The following is a 15,970-nucleotide window of genomic DNA, read 5'->3' on the forward strand; positions in this document are numbered from 1 at the left end:
CGGTCAACGACGACGGACCCGCGCATCATCCCCCCGCGCCCTGCGACACCGCACCGGATTTCTCCACCGGCAACCGCTCGGCCACCTTCGGCCAGTACCTCGCGATCGCGTCCTCCACCGCCGGCAGCGCCCGTTGCCCCGCCAGTGCGAGGGCGATCGCCGCGGCCACGCCCGTCCAGGCGAGCGGGCCGAGCGGGGTGCAGCCGAAGAGGCGGCTGACGCCGGGGGTCTGGACGAGGGCGACCAGGGCGGCGGCCGAGCCGAGGGACGTGACCTGGACCAGGCGGCTGTCGCGGCGGTCGGCGAGGGTCTGGGCGAGCTGGGTGCCGACGACCGCGCACAGCGCCATGGTCGTCGCGCGCCGCTCCGTGCCCGGCGTGAAGCGGCCCAGCAGCCAGGCCGCGGTCGCCCCGAGCGCGGTGGTCAGGGCCCGGTGCCGGATCTGCCGGATGAGGGGCTCGCCCAGCACCGCCGTGCCGAGCGGCGTGCCCGCGTCGGCGGCCTCCTGCTCCGGATCCCCCGTCTTCGTCACGGCGACCGCCATCGCCGGGAACAGGTCGGTGAAGAGGTTGACCAGCAGCATCTGGCGGGTGGACAGCGGGGCGGCGCCGCCCAGCACCGTGCCGAGGATGCCGAAGCCGACCTCGCCCGCGTTGCCGCCGATCAGGATGGCGATGGCGTCGGCGACGCTGTGCCACAGGGCCCGGCCCTCCCGCACCGCCTCCACGAGCACCAGCAGGTCGTCGCCCGTCACCACCAGGTCGGCGGCGTTGCGGGCGGCGGCCGAGCCGCGGGCGCTGATGCCGACGCCGATGTCGGCGGCCCGGATCGCGGCGGCGTCGTTGGCGCCGTCGCCGACCATGCCGACGACCCGACCGGCGTCCCGCAGCGACTCGACGACCTGGAGTTTCTGCTCGGGCGCCACCCGGGCCACCACGTCCGCGTCGCGCAGCATCCGGGAGCGCGACGTGCGGTCGGCGGCGGCGAGTTCGTCGCCGGTGACGACGACCGCGTCCTCGGGCCAGCCCAGGTCGACGGCGATGGCGCGGGCGGTCTGCGGATGGTCGCCGGTCAGCACCACGGGCCGCACGCCCGCCTCGCGCAGCCCGCGCACCAGCGCCGGAGACGTCTCGCGGGCCACGTCGGCGAGGGCCAGCAGTCCGGTGAACTCCAGCTCGGAGGGCCGCCGTTCGAGGACGTCGGACGCCTTCTCGCCCTTCGCCAGGGCCCGCCTCGCCACCGCGATGATGCGCAGTCCGTCGCGGGCGAGGCGCTGCGCCACCTCGGCGGTGTCCGCGGGCAGGTCCGCGCAGGCGGGCAGCACCGTCTCCGGGGCGCCCTTGACCACCAGCACCGCGGGGCCGCTCCCGCCCTCGCGGCCGACGGCGGCGGCGTAACCCCGGGAGGTCTCGAAGGGCAGGCCCTCCTCCTGTGCCCACCCGGGGTCGTCCCCGGCCGCGTCCAGGATCGCCTCGTCGGTGGCGTGGGTGGGCCGGGCCCCGTCACCGTTCAGCCGGGGGCAGGCGCGCGCGGCGATCCGTACGGCCTCGACGGCGTCCGGGTCGCCCGCCCGGCGGACCGTGCCGTCGGGGGCCGCGACGCGGGACAGCCGCAGCCTGTTCTCGGTGAGGGTGCCCGTCTTGTCGAAGCAGACGGTGTCCATCCGGCCGAGCGCCTCCAGCGTGCGCGGGGTGCGCACGAGGACGCCCCGGCGGCTCAGCCGGCGGGCCGCCGCGAGCTGCGCGACCGTCGCCACCAGCGGCAGCCCCTCGGGCACGGCGGCCACCGCCACCGACACGCCACCGGCGACGGCCTGCCGGATCGGCGCCCCGCGCAGCAGCGACAGACCGGTCACCGCGGCGCCGCCCGCCAGGGTGAGCGGCAGCGCCTTGCGGGTCAGCTCCTGGAGCCGGGCCTGTACTCCGGCCGCGGACGGCGTACGGGCCGCCAGCGCGACCGCGCGCGCCGCCTCGGTGTGGTCGCCGGTGTCGACGACGACGGCGCGGGCCCGCCCGGCCACCACGGTCGTGCCCTCGAAGACCATGCAGTACCGCTCCGCGACGGGGGCACGGGGCGCCGGGTCCACGCACTTGTCCACCGGCAGCGACTCACCGGTCAGCGCGGACTCGTCCACCTCCAGACCGTCCTCCCACAGCAGCCGCGCGTCGGCGGGCACCACGTCGTCCGCCTTCAGCTCGATCACGTGGCCCGGGTGCAGCTTGGCCGCGTCCACGATCCGCGGCTCGGCCTCCGCGGACGGCTCCCCGTCGGCGTCCTCGCTCCGCTCCCCGTCCGCCTCCTCCCGCCGCTCCCCGCCCGGCACCTCGGCCCGGACGGTCCCGGCGGCCTGCGGCGGGGCTTCCGCGGCCGGAACCGAGCGGCTCGCGCCGTCCCGTCCGTTCCCCCGGCCACGTGCCGGGGAGCCGACGACGCCGGGCCGTCCCGTCCCGGCGTGCTCGTCCGCCGCTCCGTCGGATCCGGTCGGCCCGTCCGTCCGCGCGGGGCTCTGCGCGAGGCGGGCCTTCTGCTTCTGCTCCGCCAGCAGCCCCGACAGCGCCCGTTCGGCGCGCAGCCGCTGGAAGCCGCCGACCAGCGCGTTCAGGTCGAGGGCGCCGACGACGAGCAGCGCGTCCACGACCGACCCGAGGATCGCGGAGGCGGCCGAGCCGACCGCCAGCACGGGGGTGAGCGGGTCGTCCAGCTCCCCGCGTACGGCGCGGGCCAGCTGCCACGACCAGCGGACCGGGGCCAGCACGGGCACCCGGCCCGCCCGGTCCGCGGCCGCACGCAGCCGGGCGGCGGCCTGTTCCACGGCGGTCGGCTCGGGTGAGCGCTGCCGGTCGAGGCGGTCCCGTACGTCGTCCGGGTCCAGCGCGTGCCACGCCACCCGGGGCCGGGGATGCGGGGCGCGGGCCATCGCCACGCCGATCGCGGCACGCGTCCCGGACGCCAGGGCCATCGCCGCTCCCGCGTCCACGGGCGCGTGCCGCATCCCCAGCAGCGACGACACGCCGCCCCTTCGCCTGCCGCGCGCCTCGCCGACCGCGACCAGCAGCCCGGACAGCGCGGCCCCGGACCGGGCCAGCGTCTGCGACCGGCGCCCGACCGCGCGGGACACCGGCACCGCCCGCAGCAACCGCCACACGTCGGCGAGCCCCTGCGGCGCGAGCACGTCCGCGCCCCAGGCCACCGGGCAGTCCGCGTCGGCCAGCGCGACGGCCACGTCCCCGGCGAGCAGCCCGGCCGTCACCGAGTCGCCGTCGCCGTCGCCGGGAAGGGGCCGTGCGACGGTGATGACCCCGCCCTCGGCGCGCAGTTCGGCGACGACGTCCGCGAGGGGGCGGCGGGCGGCGACGACCTGGTCGGCGAGGCCGGTGAAGTCGGCCAGCGCCGGGTCCTCGACCATGACCACGCGCAGTCCCGCGCGCCGCGCCGCGTCCAGCACGTCCTCCGTCCACGGGTCCGCGCCCGCGTCCGGCAGCCGCAGCGCGCTGGGGTGCAGTACGACCGTGCGGGCCATCTCCAACTGCCGCAGCCGTCCGGGGTCGCGCACGAGGACACCGGTGCGGGACAGCGCGGCGCTCAGTACGGCGTGGAAGGCGGCGGGCCCGTAGCGCGCGGCCTTGGGCGAGCCGGCGAGCACCGCCTCCGCCGCCTCGGCCACGTCGTGCTTGACCAGCAGGGTCGCGGCGGCGCCCGCCACACTGCCCGCCGAGGCGTGGGCGGCGTAGTCCTGCGCCGGGGAGGTGCGCGGCGGCGGACGCAGGGCGCCCCCGGTGGAGAGGCTGCCCCGGCCGGGATCGCACAACTGGTCGTGCACGACCTCGAAGGCCGCTGCCCGCGCCACCGCCTCCGTCAACTGGCAGACGCGCAGCGCTCCGTCGAGCACCAGCGAGGTGGGGCTCTGTCCGGCGCCGTGGACGGCCGCGTTGGCGGCGGCCAGCGCCACGTCCATGCGGTGGTCGCCGAGCCGCTCGCGCAGCCAGGCGCGGAAGGCCGGGTTCTCCCGCAGCAGGGTCGCGACGGCGGTCACCAGGCGCGGCGAGGCCGGCAGCCGCAGGCGCGCGCCGGTCACGGCGGCGGCGATGCCCAGCACGTCGGCGCCGAGCGCGGCCGCGGCGACCCGTACCCGGGCCGGGTCGCCGGGATGGTCCGGCTCGTCCGGCAGGTCGTCCGGACCGGCGGGGCCGGCCTGCTCCACCCGGGTGAGTCCGTGGCGCTCGGCGAGTTCGGTGGCACGGTCCACGACGCGGTCGGTGAGCGTGTCCTCGGTCGCGGTGATCACCAGTCTGGCGAGACCGGTGTCCCAGTAGGCGCGCAGGACGTCCGGGTGCTCGGCCAGTGCCGCCGCCACCCGCCGCGCCACCCGCTCGGTGCCGCCCGCCCGGTGCACCTCGTCCGTCGCGGCGGGCCGGAGCGCGAGGTGGGCCCGGGGCCCGGCCCGCCAGTCCCGGGTGCCGCCCGGCAGTGCCGCGCGGGCCACCCGCGCCGCCCGCGCCGCGAAGTCGGCGCCGCGCACACCGGCCCGTGCGGTGCCCGCCGCCGCCCCGGCCGCGGCGCCCATCGCGGGCGCGGTGCCGCGGGCGAGCAGCCGGGGGCCGGCCAGCACGAGTCCGGTGACGGCGCCCTGGGAACGCGTCAGCAGTCCACCCACCATCGCGGTCCCTCAGCCGGACGTGCGGGTGCGCGACGCGGCGGCCGTCCTGCGGCTCCGGCCCCCGCCCGAGGACGAGGAGGCGGAGGAGGGGCGGCTCGACGACGCCTTGGTTCCGGACCGGCTCTTGGCCCGGGCGGGTGACGCGGACTTCCTGGCGGGGGCCTTCTTAGCGGGGGCCTTCTTAGCGGCGGCCTTCTTCGCCGTGGTCTTGCTCCCCGAGGTCCTGCTCGCCGAGGTCCTGCTCGCCGAGGTCTTGCCCGCCGAGGTCTTCTTCTCCGCGGCCTTGTTCGCGGTGGCCTTCTTCCCCGCGGCCTTGCTTACGGTGGCCGTCTTCCCCGCGGCCTTGCTCGCGGTTGCCCTCTTCGCTGCGGCCTTGCTCGCGGTGGCCGTCTTGGCGCCGGTCGCCTTGGCGGGGGTCTTCTTCGCCGCGGCCTTCTTCGCCGCGGCCTTCTTGGCGGTGGCCCTGTTCGCGGTCGTCTTCTTCGCGGCGGCCTTGTCCCCGGGCGACTCGTCCGCGGTGGCCTCGTTTGGCGCTGTCCGGTTCGCGAGGGCCTCGTTCGCCGCTGACCTGGTCGCGGCGGCCGTCTTCCCGGCGGTGGTCCTCGTCGCCGAGGCCGTCCTCGCCGACCTGCTCGGCGTGGACCTCGCCGTCTTCGCCGCGGTCGTCCTGGCGGTGGTCTTCCTGGCGGCGGACCCGGCCGCGTCGCCGTTCCCGGCCGCGGTGCCCCTGACGACCCGCGTCCCGGTGCCCGCGGAACCGGCGCCGCCGTCCTGCTGCCGCCGTCGCGGCTGCGTCAGCCACGCCACCGCCGCTCCGGTGACCGCCACCGGCCACTCGACCAGCCCCGCGATGCCCAACGCCCCCGCACCCGTGTAGACGATCACCCGTCGCCCGCGCGGCGACACCGCCCCGATCCTGTCCAGCGCACCCTCGGCGGCCCTGCCGACCGTCTCGGCGCCCGGCACCTTCCGCACCACCGAAGCGGCCGCGTGCAACGGGCGCGGGAGCGTCCGCGCCGACTTCTGCTCAGCCATGACTGTTCGTCCGTCCTCGCCCTGTCCGTGCTGTGGGAACCCCGGGCCGTGGAAACCCTGGGAAAACCCCGGGAACCTCACCTTCCGTATTTCTCCGGGTTCCCGCACCTCGGGCTCTCACCCCGACGGCGTCGGTCCGCGCCCGCGAGCGATGGCGTGCAGCTTCTCCAGCCGTTCCCGGGAGACCTCGTCGGCCGGGGCGTACGTCACCATGCGGGGCCCGGCTTCCGGTCCGAGCCACAGGTCGGTGTGGTCGACGCGGATCCGCCCGACGTGCCGGTTGAGGAACTCCTTGCGCTTGCCGCGGTGCGCGACGACCTCGTGCCGCTCCCAGGCCTCGCGGAAGTCCGGTGACTGGGTGCGCAGCCGCTTGAGCAGCATCTTCCAGGCGGGCTCGGCGAGATGGCCGGCCATCGTCGCGCGGAACCGCGCCGCCATCAGCCGCTGCGTCTCCTCCAGGTGCACGATCGAGGACCGCCACTCCTCGTTGGTGAAGGACAGGATCATGCAGTTGCGGTCCTCGGGCGGCACGGCCTCCAGGTCGCACAGCAGCAGCCCGTACGTCCGGTTGTGGGCGAGGATGTCGTAGCGGCTGTTCTGCACACAGGCGGGGTACGGCTCGAACCGCTCCAGCAGGGCGCGCACCGCCGGTGTGATGGCCGGGCAGACCGTCGCGGGCGTCGGGTCGACGGCGCCCGCCAGCTGGAAGAGGTGGGCGCGCTCGGTGGGGTCGAGCAGCAGGGCGCGGGCGAGGGCGTCGAGGACCTGCACGGAGACCTGGATGTCGCGGGCCTGCTCCAGCCAGGTGTACCAGGTGACGCCGACGGCCGAGAGCTGGGCGACCTCCTCGCGTCGCAGCCCCGGTGTCCGGCGGCGGCGTCCGCGGGGCAGCCCGACCCGCTCGGGGGCGAGGCGTTCGCGGCGGCTGCGCAGGAAGGCGGCCAGCTCGTGCCGCCGGATCTCCGAGCCGGTGTCCCGGGGCGGGGACTGCGCCGCCGTCTCCTGACCCGTCATCGTCGTCATGCTCCCAGGGTGCCCCGTCCGGAACCCTGTTGCCAGGTACTCCTACTACCAGCATAAGGAGACTCTGGTACCACGCTGCAAACGGTCGCAGGCTCGACCACGTGACCGAAACCATCACTTCACGCCCCGTCCGTACGGGCACCCCGGACGCGCCGCCCGCGCTCGGCGGCCTCGGACTCTTCACCGTGCTGCTGGGCGCGGCACTCCCGCTCGTCGACTTCTTCATCGTCAACGTCGCCCTGCCCACCATCGGCGCGGACCTGTCCGCGAGCGAGGCGGTCCTGGAACTCGTCGTCGCCGGATACGGGGTGGCCTACGCCGTTCTGCTGGTCCTCGGCGGCCGGCTCGGCGACCTCTTCGGCCGGCGTCGCCTGTTCCTGGGCGGCATGGCGGCCTTCGGGCTGACCTCGCTGGCCTGCGGTCTCGCACCGGACGCCTGGTCGCTGGTGGCGGCGCGGGCGGCGCAGGGCGCGTCGGCCGCCGCGATGCTGCCGCAGGTGCTGGCGACCATCCAGGCGACCACGGCCGGTCCCCGGCGCGCGAAGGCCATGAGCCTGTACGGCGCGACGGCCGGCCTGTCGATGGTGGCCGGCCAGATCCTTGGCGGCGTCCTGGTGGCCGCCGCACCTCTGTCTTTTCTGTTCGGCGCGGGCACCGGCTGGCGTTCCGTCTTCCTCGTCAACGTCCCGGTCGTCCTCGTCGGCCTGTTCCTGGCCGCCCGCGCGGTCCCGGAGACCCGCTCCGCGCGCCCGGAGCCGGTCGACGTCCCCGGCACCCTCCTGCTGGCCGCCTCGATCCTGACCCTGCTGGTCCCGCTCACCGAGGGCCGGGCGGCGGGCTGGCCGCTGTGGACGTGGCTGTCGCTGGCGGCGTTCCCGTTCTCGGCGGCGGCGTTCTACGCGGTGGAGCGCCGGGCGGACCGAGCGGGCCGTACGCCCCTCGTCCCGCCGAGCCTGTTCGAGATCGTCTCGCTGCGCCGCGGCCTCCTGCTCATCGTGCCGTTCTCGATCGGCTTCAGCGGCTTCATGTTCGTCATCGCGGTGGCGTTGCAGCAGGGCGCGGGTCTGGGGCCGGTGGCCGCGGGCCTGGCGCTGGCCCCGCTCGCGGTGGTGTTCTTCCTCTTCTCCCTCGCGGGCCCGAGGCTGGTCGCCCGCTTCGGCACGCGCGTCGTCCCCACCGGCGCCGCCCTCCAGGGGGTCGGTCTGGCCCTGATGACGCTGGCCGCGTGGCGCTCCTGGCCCGACCTCGGCCTGGTCGAACTCCTGCCGGGCGCGGCGATTACCGGTGCGGGCCAGGCGCTCCAGCTCCCCGTCATCTTCCGGGTCGTCCTGTCGGAGGTGCCGGCCGTCCGCGCGGGCGTCGGCAGCGGCGTCATGATCACCACCCAGCAGTCCTCGCTCGCCCTGGGAGTGGCCACCCTGGGCACGCTGTTCCTGTCGCTGAGCCCGGGCATGGGCATGCGGGACGCGCTGGTGACGACGCTGCTGGTCCAGTTGGCGGCGGTGGCGCTGACCGGCCTGCTGAGCCTGCGCCTGCCGCGGACGATCGACTGAACCACACCCGCCACTTGGTCCAGACCTCTTGACGACAGGTCTGGACCAATGCACTGTCATGCCTACGACACAAGACGACTCTCCCTCACCGAACCCCCACCGGGAGGCCCGGCATGATCCGCCGCAAGATCCGTCTACTGGCCGCCGCACTGGCGGCCGCTGTCCTCACCCCCCTGGGAGTCGCCACGGCGTCCGCCGCTCCCACCGGCGCGGCCCCCGCCCCGGCAGCCGACACCTGTGCCGTGAAGTCGAAGCCCGCCGGCAAGGTCCTCCAGGGCTACTGGGAGAACTGGGACGGCGCCGCCAACGGCGTCCACCCGCCCTTCGGTTGGACCCCCATCACCAACCCCCAGATCGGCGCCCACGGCTACAACGTCCTCAACGCGGCCTTCCCGGTGATCCGTTCCGACGGGACGGCCCTGTGGGAGGACGGCATGGACACGGGCGTGAAGGTCGCGACGCCCGCGGAGATGTGCGCGGCCAAGGCGTCCGGGCAGACGATCCTGCTCTCCATCGGCGGCGCGACGGCCGGCATCGACCTCAACTCGACCACCGTCGCCGACCGTTTCGTCGACACGATCGTGCCGATCCTCAAGAAGTACAACTTCGACGGTATCGACATCGACATCGAGACCGGCCTGACCGGCAGCGGCAGCATCAACCAGCTCTCCGCGTCCCAGTCCAACCTGATCCGCATCATCGACGGCGTCCTGGCCCGCATGCCGTCCGAGTTCGGCCTCACGATGGCCCCGGAGACGGCGTACGTCACCGGCGGCAGCATCGTCTACGGCTCGATCTGGGGCGCGTACCTGCCGATCATCAAGAAGTACGCCGACAACGGCCGCCTGTGGTGGCTGAACATGCAGTACTACAACGGCAGCATGTACGGCTGTTCCGGCGACTCCTACTCGGCCGGCACCGTGCAGGGCTTCACCGCCCAGACCGACTGCCTGAACAAGGGCCTGGTCATCCAGGGCACGACGGTCCGGGTGCCCTACGACAAGCAGGTCCCGGGCCTGCCCGCCCAGCCCGGCGCGGGCGGCGGCCACATGCCACCGTCCCTGGTCTCCCAGGCCTGGAACCACTACAACGGCTCCCTCAAGGGCCTGATGACCTGGTCCCTCAACTGGGACGGCTCGAAGAACTGGACCTTCGGCGACAACGTGAAGTCCCTCCAGGGCCGCTGACACGAGAACGCCCACCCTCCAGCCGACCGAGTCGGGTGGAGGGTGGGCGTAGGTCCCGGGGGTCCAGGGGGCAGAGCCCCCTGGCACCTCACCGAAACGGAGTTCAGCAGCCGACGAGCCTCGAAGCGAGGTACCCCTCGATCTGGTCCAGCGACACGCGCTCCTGCTTCATCGTGTCCCGCTCCCGCACGGTCACCGCGTTGTCGTCGAGCGTGTCGAAGTCCACCGTCACGCAGAACGGCGTCCCGATCTCGTCCTGACGCCGGTACCGGCGCCCGATCGCCCCGGCGTCGTCGAACTCGATGTTCCAGTTCTGCCGCAGCGCCTGCGCGAGCCCCTTCGCCTTCGGCGACAGCTCCGGGTTGCGGGACAGCGGCAGCACCGCGACCTTCACCGGGGACAGCCGCGGGTCGAGGCGCAGCACGGTGCGCTTCTCCAGCTTGCCCTTGGCGTTCGGCGCCTCGTCCTCGATGTACGCGTCGAGCAGGAACGCGAGCATCGCGCGCCCGACACCGGCCGCCGGCTCGATGACGTACGGCGTCCAGCGCTCCTGGGCCTCCTGGTCGTAGTAGGAGAGGTCCTGGCCGGAGGCCTTGGCGTGCGAGGAGAGGTCGTAGTCGGTCCGGTTGGCGACACCCTCCAGCTCGCCCCACTCACTGCCGCCGAAGGAGAAGCGGTACTCGATGTCGGCGGTGCGCTTGGAGTAGTGGGAGAGCTTCTCGGCCGGGTGGTCGTACCACCGCATGTTCTCCTCGCGCAGGCCCAGGCCGGTGTACCAGTTCCAGCGCTGCTCCATCCAGTACTCCTGCCACTTCTCGTCCTCGCCCGGCTTGACGAAGAACTCCATCTCCATCTGCTCGAACTCGCGGGTGCGGAAGATGAAGTTGCCGGGCGTGATCTCGTTGCGGAAGGACTTGCCCATCTGGGCGATGCCGAACGGCGGCTTGCGCCGCGAAGTGGTCTGCACCTGGGCGAAGTTGGTGAAGATGCCCTGGGCGGTCTCGGGCCGCAGGTAGGCGACGGAGCCGCTGTCCTGGGTCGGGCCGAGGTGGGTGGAGAGCAGGCCGGAGAACTGCTTGGGCTCGGTGAAGGTGCCCTTGTTGCCGCAGTTGGGGCAGTTGAGGTCGGCGAGGCCGTTCTCCGGAGCCTTGCCCTTCTTCTCCTCGTACGCCTCCTCCAGGTGGTCCGCGCGGAACCGCTTGTGGCAGGAGGTGCACTCGGTCAGCGGGTCCGTGAAGGTGGCGACGTGACCGGAGGCCACCCAGACCTCGGGGGCCAGGATCACGGAGGAGTCGAGACCGACGACGTCCTCGCGCGAGGTGACCATGTAGCGCCACCACTGGCGCTTCAGGTTCTCCTTGAGCTCGACACCCAGCGGCCCGTAGTCCCAGGCGGCGCGCTGACCGCCGTAGATCTCACTGCAGGGGAATACGAAGCCACGGCGCTTGCTCAGGCTGACGATGGTGTCGATCTTGTCGGCGGCCACGGTGCTCTCTTCATTACGACGACGGGCGACGAAGCGAGATGCTTCCAGAGAATGCTTCAGGTTACCGGCGTGGGTCGCCCCACGGCCAAATCGGGGCCTCCCAGCTGCGGAATCGGCCGCTTGTTGACAACCGTTTCCATATTTGTTGAAAATGAGTGTCATGAACGTACGACGACGCCGCATATCCGGCATAGCAGTCACCGCGGCCACCGCGATCGGCCTCGGGACCCTCTCCGCCTGCTCCAGCGACAGCTCGGCGGCGGGTACCGCGGGCCATACGGACAAGTTCGACGTCGTCGCGTCGTTCTACCCCATGGAGTTCCTCGCCGAGCAGATCGGCGGGGACCACGTGAACGTCACCACGCTCACCGAACCCGGCCAGGAACCGCACGACCTGGAGCTGAGCGCCAAGCAGACCGCGCAGATGGGCGAGGCCGACGCGGTGCTCCATCTCAAGTCCCTCCAGCCCGCCGTGGACGAGGCCATCGCCCAGTCCGACGTGAAGACCAAGATCGACGCGGCCACGCTGACGAAGCTCGAGGACCACGGGAGCGTCGAGCACGACCACGGGGGCGAGGAGCACGCCGAGGAGGAGCACTCCGAGGGCGGGGAGCACGCGCTCGACCCGCACGTCTGGCTGGACCCGGTGAAGTACGCCGAGATCGCCGAGGGCGTCGCGAAGGCCTTCGAGAAGGCCGACCCGGACCACGCCGCCGACTACCGCAAGAACGCCGAGGCCCTGGCGAAGAAGCTGGGCGACCTGGACACGGCCTACAGGAACGGCCTGAAGGACACCGCCTCCAAGGTCTTCTTCACCAACCACGCCGCCTTCGGCTACCTCGCCGAGCGCTACGGGCTCACCCAGGAGGCCATCAACGGCCTCGACCCGGAGAGCGAGCCCAGCCCCGCCCGGATCAGGGAACTCCAGGAGGAGGCCAAGGCCGACGGCGTCACCACCGTCTTCTACGAGACACTGGTCTCCGGCAAGACCGCGAAGACCCTCGCCAAGGACGCGGGCCTGAAGACGGACGTACTCGATCCGCTGGAGGGCATCACCGACAAGTCCAAGGGCGACGACTACGTCGCGGTCATGCGGTCCAACCTCAAGGCGCTCGAAACCGCCCTCGGCGCCAAGTAGTAGACAGCCTCACCCAACAGCTCGACCGTTACGGAGGACATCGTGAGCGACGAGTCCGTCATATCCCTGCGCGGCGTCCGCGCCGAGCTGGGCTCACGCCCCGTCCTGCGCGGCATCGACCTCACCGTGCGGCGCGGCCAGGTCGTCGCGCTGCTCGGCGCCAACGGCTCGGGCAAGTCCACGGCCGTGCGCACGATCATCGGCCAGGTGCCGGTGACGGACGGGGAGATCGAGCTGTTCGGCACCCCCAGGCGCCGCTTCCGCGACTGGGGGCGCCTGGGCTACGTCCCGCAGCGCACCACGGCCGCGGGCGGCGTCCCCGCCACGGTGACCGAGGTGGTCTCCTCGGGCCGGCTCTCCCGGGCCCGCTTCGGCGTCCTGCGCCGGGCCGACCACGAGGCCGTACGCCGCGCCCTCGACCTGGTCGGCATGGCCGACCGCGCCAAGGACTCGGTGGACGCCCTCTCCGGCGGCCAGCACCAGCGCGTGCTGATCGCCCGCGCGCTCGCCGCCGAACCCGAACTGCTGATCATGGACGAGCCGATGGCGGGCGTCGACCTGGCCAGCCAGGAGGTGCTGGCGGCGACCCTGCGGGGGCAGGTCGCGGAAGGCGCCACCGTCCTCCTCGTCCTGCACGAGCTTGGCCCCCTGGAGCCGCTGATCGACCGGGCCGTGGTGCTCCGCGACGGCTGCGTCCTGCACGACGGCCCACCGCCCGAGGCCGTCGGCCAACACGCCCTGCCCGGCCACGACCACGTCCACCCGCACGCACCCGCGGGCGCCGAACCGATCCGTACGGGACTGCTGAGCTGATGGAAATCCTGAACTACGCCTTCATGCAGCGGGCGCTGCTCGCCGCCGTCCTGGTCGGCATCACCGCCCCCGCCATCGGCATCTACCTGGTCCAGCGCCGCCAGGCCCTCATGGGCGACGGCATCGGCCACGTGGCGATGACCGGCGTCGGCCTCGGCTTCCTGCTCTCCTGGTCCCCGGTGTGGATGGCGACCCTGGTCTCCGTCCTCGGCGCGGTCCTCATGGAGCTGATCCGCTGGTACGGCAAGACCCGCGGCGACATCGCCCTCGCCATGCTCTTCTACGGCGGCATGGCCGGCGGCGTGATGTTCATCAACCTCGCGCCGGGAGGCTCCAACGCCAACCTCACCTCGTACCTCTTCGGCTCCCTCTCGACGGTCTCCGAGTCCGACGTCAGCGCGATCTGCCTGCTGGCCGCGTTCGTGGTCCTCGTCACCGTCGGCCTGCGCCGCCAGCTGTTCGCCGTCAGCCAGGACGAGGAGTTCGCCCGGGTCACCGGCCTGCCGGTGCGCGCGCTGAACCTGCTGACGGCCGTCACGGCGGCGGTCACGGTGACCGTCGCGATGCGCGTGGTCGGGCTGCTCCTCGTGTCGGCGCTGATGGTGGTCCCGGTGGCCGCCGCGCAGCAGCTCACCCGCAGCTTCGCCGCCACCTTCGCGATCGCCGTCGCGATCGGCGTGAGCGTGACGATCGGCGGCACGGTCACCTCGTACTACCAGGACGTGCCGCCCGGCGCGACGATCGTGCTGTTCACCATCGGCGCGTTCATCGTGCTGAGCGTGCTGGCCGCCCCGCTGGCCCGGCGACGCGCGCGGGCACTCGCCGCCGCCCGGCCCGCCGCGGATCCGGCGGAGTGCAAGATTCCGGCCGCCCGGGGGGCCGCCGACGAGGTCGGCGTCTGACCGCGGGCGAACCGGGCTGGCACAATGGCCCGGCAAGCCGCGAAGACGTGAGGAGGAATCCGGTGACGACCGCTGGACCGCCCGTGAAGGGCCGCAGCACCCGGCAGCGGGCCGCCGTGTCGGCTGCCCTCCAGGAGGTCGAGGAGTTCCGCAGCGCGCAGGAGCTCCACGACATGCTCAAGCACAAGGGCGACTCGGTCGGGCTCACCACGGTCTACCGCACCCTGCAGTCCCTCGCCGACGCCGGCGAGGTCGACGTCCTGCGCACCGCCGACGGCGAGTCCGTCTACCGCCGCTGCTCCACCGGAGACCACCACCACCACCTGGTCTGCCGCGCCTGCGGCAAGGCGGTCGAGGTGGAGGGCCCCGCGGTGGAGAAGTGGGCCGAGGCCATCGCCGCGGAGCACGGCTACGTCAACGTCGCCCACACCGTGGAGATCTTCGGCACCTGCGCGGACTGCGCGGGGGCCTCCGGCGGTTGAGCGGGGTGGGGCCGGGGCTGCCGCCCCGGGCCCCTGTATCGGCCTGAACGGCCTCGTCCTCAACTCACTGGGTACTGCGGCCCTCCATGGCCAGAAGCTCCTCGTTGGGGATGGCGCCGCCGAAGCGGCGGTCCCGGGAGGCGAACTCCAGGCAGGCCCGCCACAGGTCGCGCCGGTCGAAGTCCGGCCACAGGACGTCCTGGAAGACCATCTCGGCGTACGCGCTCTGCCAGAGCAGGTAGTTGGACGTCCGCTGCTCCCCGCTCGGCCGCAGGAACAGGTCCACGTCCGGCATGTCCGGGTAGTACAGGTACTTCGCGAGCGTCTTCTCGTTCACCTTCGACGGGTCGAGCCTCCCGGCCCGCACGTCCTCGGCGAGGGCCTGCGCCGCGTCGGCGATCTCGGCCCGCCCGCCGTAGTTCATGCAGAAGTACAGCGTGAGCCTGTCGTTGTCCTTGGTCTGCTCCTGAGCGACCTGCAGCTCCTTGGCCACCGACTTCCACAGCTTGGGCATCCGCCCCGCCCAGCGCACCCGCACCCCGAGGTCGTCGAGGGTGTCGCGGGACTTGCGGATGAAGTCGCGGTTGAAGTTCATCAGGAAGCGCACCTCGTCCGGCGAGCGCTTCCAGTTCTCGGTGGAGAAGGCGTACAGGGAGATGTTCCCTACGCCCATCTCGATCCCGCCCTGAAGCACGTCCATGACCTGCTCGGCACCGACCTTGTGCCCCTCGGTGCGCGGCAGCCCGCGCTCCTTGGCCCAGCGCCCGTTGCCGTCCATGACGATCGCCACATGCTCCGGAACCAGCTCACCGAGCTTCGGCGGACGCGCGCCGGACGGGTGCGGCTCCGGCGTCCTGTACTCCCGGCGCTGCCGCCCCAGGATCCCGCGTACGGCCATGTGTCTCTCGTCTCCTCGTACTGTGCTTTCTAGGACTTCTCGACGTACCGCAGGGAGCGCAGCCCGCGCTCCAGGTGCCAGTGCAGGTACGCGGACACCAGCCCGCTCCCCTCCCGGACGTACCGCGACTCGCACGCGTCCGCCGTCCCCCAGTCCCCCGCGAGCAGCGCGCCGAGCAGGTCCAGGGCCTGCGGCGAGGGTACGACGCTGCCGGGCACCCGGCAGTCGACGCAGACGGAGCCGCCCGAGCCGACCGAGAAGAACCGGTTCGGACCGGGCATGCCGCACTTCGCGCAGTCCCCGAAGGTCGGGGCGTACCCGTTGACGGCCAGCGAGCGCAGCAGGAACGCGTCGAGAACGAGGGTGGGCGCGTGCTCGCCCCGGGCGAGGGTCCGGAGCGCGCCGACCAGCAGCAGGTACTGCTGCACCGCCGGCTCCCCCTCGTGGTCGGTGAACCGCTCGGCCGTCTCCAGCATGGCGGTCCCCGCGGTGTAGCGGGGATAGTCGGTGACGATCCCGCCGCCGTACGGCGCGATCGTCTCGCTCTGCGTGCACAGCGGCAGCCCGCGCCCGACCAGCTCGCTGCTTTTCGAGAAGAACTGCACGTCCACGTGCGAGAACGGCTCCAGCCGCGCCCCGAACTTCGACTTCGTGCGCCGCACCCCGCGCGCCACGGCGCGTACCCGCCCGTGACCGCGTGTGAGCAACGTGATGATCCGGTCCGCCTCACCCAGCTTCTGGGTGCGCAGCACGATGCCGTCGTCGCGGAACAGACTCATGCCGCCCATTCTCGCGC

12 protein-coding genes are annotated in these 15,970 nt (G+C 73.2%); 6 read left to right on the plus strand and 6 right to left on the minus strand.

Features of this window, described 5'->3' with window-relative positions:
• Positions 1–25: 25 nt before the first annotated feature.
• The 3 genes from BJ961_RS29320 to BJ961_RS29335 form a co-directional block, all read right to left on the minus strand.
• Positions 26–4,657 (minus strand): cation-translocating P-type ATPase, encoded by a 4,632-nt coding sequence (locus tag BJ961_RS29320; protein WP_271415801.1) that lies wholly within the window; start codon positions 4,655–4,657, stop codon positions 26–28.
• A 9-nt stretch (positions 4,658–4,666) separates the two neighbouring features.
• Complete coding sequence (locus BJ961_RS29325; protein ID WP_328657336.1) at positions 4,667–5,692, minus strand: histone H1-like repetitive region-containing protein; 1,026 nt, start codon at positions 5,690–5,692, stop codon at positions 4,667–4,669.
• A 117-nt stretch (positions 5,693–5,809) separates the two neighbouring features.
• The gene (locus tag BJ961_RS29335) at positions 5,810–6,706 is read right to left on the minus strand and encodes an MmyB family transcriptional regulator (protein WP_271417202.1); all 897 of its coding nucleotides are present in this window, start codon (positions 6,704–6,706) and stop codon (positions 5,810–5,812) included.
• Between the two features lie 110 nt (positions 6,707–6,816).
• On the opposite strand from BJ961_RS29335, the gene BJ961_RS29340 reads away from it, so the two are divergent.
• Together BJ961_RS29340 and BJ961_RS29345 are read left to right on the plus strand one after the other, a co-directional pair.
• Positions 6,817–8,268: an MFS transporter gene (locus tag BJ961_RS29340; RefSeq protein WP_271415802.1), complete on the plus strand. Its 1,452-nt coding sequence runs from the start codon at positions 6,817–6,819 to the stop codon at positions 8,266–8,268.
• 113 nt (positions 8,269–8,381) lie between these two features.
• On the plus strand, positions 8,382–9,455 hold the full coding sequence (locus BJ961_RS29345) for a chitinase (RefSeq protein ID WP_271415803.1): 1,074 nt from the start codon (positions 8,382–8,384) through the stop codon (positions 9,453–9,455).
• A gap of 103 nt (positions 9,456–9,558) precedes the next feature.
• Here the strand turns inward: BJ961_RS29345 and BJ961_RS29350 are convergent, their stop codons facing one another.
• A complete protein-coding gene (locus tag BJ961_RS29350; protein ID WP_271415804.1) occupies positions 9,559–10,941 on the minus strand; it encodes a glycine--tRNA ligase in 1,383 nt (460 codons plus the stop codon).
• A gap of 160 nt (positions 10,942–11,101) precedes the next feature.
• On the opposite strand from BJ961_RS29350, the gene BJ961_RS29355 reads away from it, so the two are divergent.
• The 4 genes from BJ961_RS29355 (at position 11,102) to BJ961_RS29370 (ending at position 14,276) form a co-directional block, all read left to right on the plus strand.
• Positions 11,102–12,079: a zinc ABC transporter substrate-binding protein gene (locus BJ961_RS29355; protein ID WP_271415805.1), complete on the plus strand. Its 978-nt coding sequence runs from the start codon at positions 11,102–11,104 to the stop codon at positions 12,077–12,079.
• A gap of 42 nt (positions 12,080–12,121) precedes the next feature.
• Positions 12,122–12,892: a metal ABC transporter ATP-binding protein gene (locus BJ961_RS29360; RefSeq protein ID WP_271415806.1), complete on the plus strand. Its 771-nt coding sequence runs from the start codon at positions 12,122–12,124 to the stop codon at positions 12,890–12,892.
• Positions 12,892–13,794, plus strand: a complete 903-nt coding sequence (locus BJ961_RS29365) for a metal ABC transporter permease (RefSeq protein ID WP_271415807.1) — start codon at positions 12,892–12,894, stop codon at positions 13,792–13,794. Before BJ961_RS29360 ends, BJ961_RS29365 begins: the two co-directional genes overlap by 1 nt.
• 62 nt (positions 13,795–13,856) lie before the next feature.
• On the plus strand, positions 13,857–14,276 hold the full coding sequence (locus BJ961_RS29370) for a Fur family transcriptional regulator (protein WP_271415808.1): 420 nt from the start codon (positions 13,857–13,859) through the stop codon (positions 14,274–14,276).
• Between the two features lie 64 nt (positions 14,277–14,340).
• On the opposite strand, the gene BJ961_RS29375 is transcribed toward BJ961_RS29370, so the two are convergent.
• Both BJ961_RS29375 and recO read right to left on the minus strand, forming a co-directional pair.
• On the minus strand, positions 14,341–15,174 hold the full coding sequence (locus BJ961_RS29375) for an isoprenyl transferase (RefSeq protein ID WP_271415809.1): 834 nt from the start codon (positions 15,172–15,174) through the stop codon (positions 14,341–14,343).
• 29 nt (positions 15,175–15,203) lie between these two features.
• Positions 15,204–15,953 carry a DNA repair protein RecO gene (recO, locus tag BJ961_RS29380; RefSeq protein ID WP_271415810.1) on the minus strand — a complete coding sequence of 250 codons (750 nt, stop codon included), beginning with the start codon at positions 15,951–15,953 and terminating at the stop codon, positions 15,204–15,206.
• Between the last annotated feature and the right edge of the window lie 17 nt (positions 15,954–15,970).

Origin of the sequence: Streptomyces lienomycini, from assembly GCF_027947595.1 — a bacterium.
Classification (GTDB): Bacteria; Actinomycetota; Actinomycetes; order Streptomycetales; family Streptomycetaceae; genus Streptomyces; species Streptomyces lienomycini.

Bases quoted from the DNA above. Each gene is read 5' to 3' on its own strand.
- BJ961_RS29320 (WP_271415801.1), bottom strand. From the start codon at position 4,657: ATGGTGGGTGGACTGCTGACGCGTTCCCAGGGCGCCGTCACCGGACTC.
- BJ961_RS29325 (WP_328657336.1), bottom strand. From the start codon at position 5,692: ATGGCTGAGCAGAAGTCGGCGCGGACGCTCCCGCGCCCGTTGCACGCG.
- BJ961_RS29335 (WP_271417202.1), bottom strand. From the start codon at position 6,706: ATGACGGGTCAGGAGACGGCGGCGCAGTCCCCGCCCCGGGACACCGGC.
- BJ961_RS29345 (WP_271415803.1), top strand. From the start codon at position 8,382: ATGATCCGCCGCAAGATCCGTCTACTGGCCGCCGCACTGGCGGCCGCT.
- BJ961_RS29355 (WP_271415805.1), top strand. From the start codon at position 11,102: ATGAACGTACGACGACGCCGCATATCCGGCATAGCAGTCACCGCGGCC.
- BJ961_RS29365 (WP_271415807.1), top strand. From the start codon at position 12,892: ATGGAAATCCTGAACTACGCCTTCATGCAGCGGGCGCTGCTCGCCGCC.
- BJ961_RS29375 (WP_271415809.1), bottom strand. From the start codon at position 15,174: ATGGCCGTACGCGGGATCCTGGGGCGGCAGCGCCGGGAGTACAGGACG.
- recO (WP_271415810.1), bottom strand. From the start codon at position 15,953: ATGAGTCTGTTCCGCGACGACGGCATCGTGCTGCGCACCCAGAAGCTG.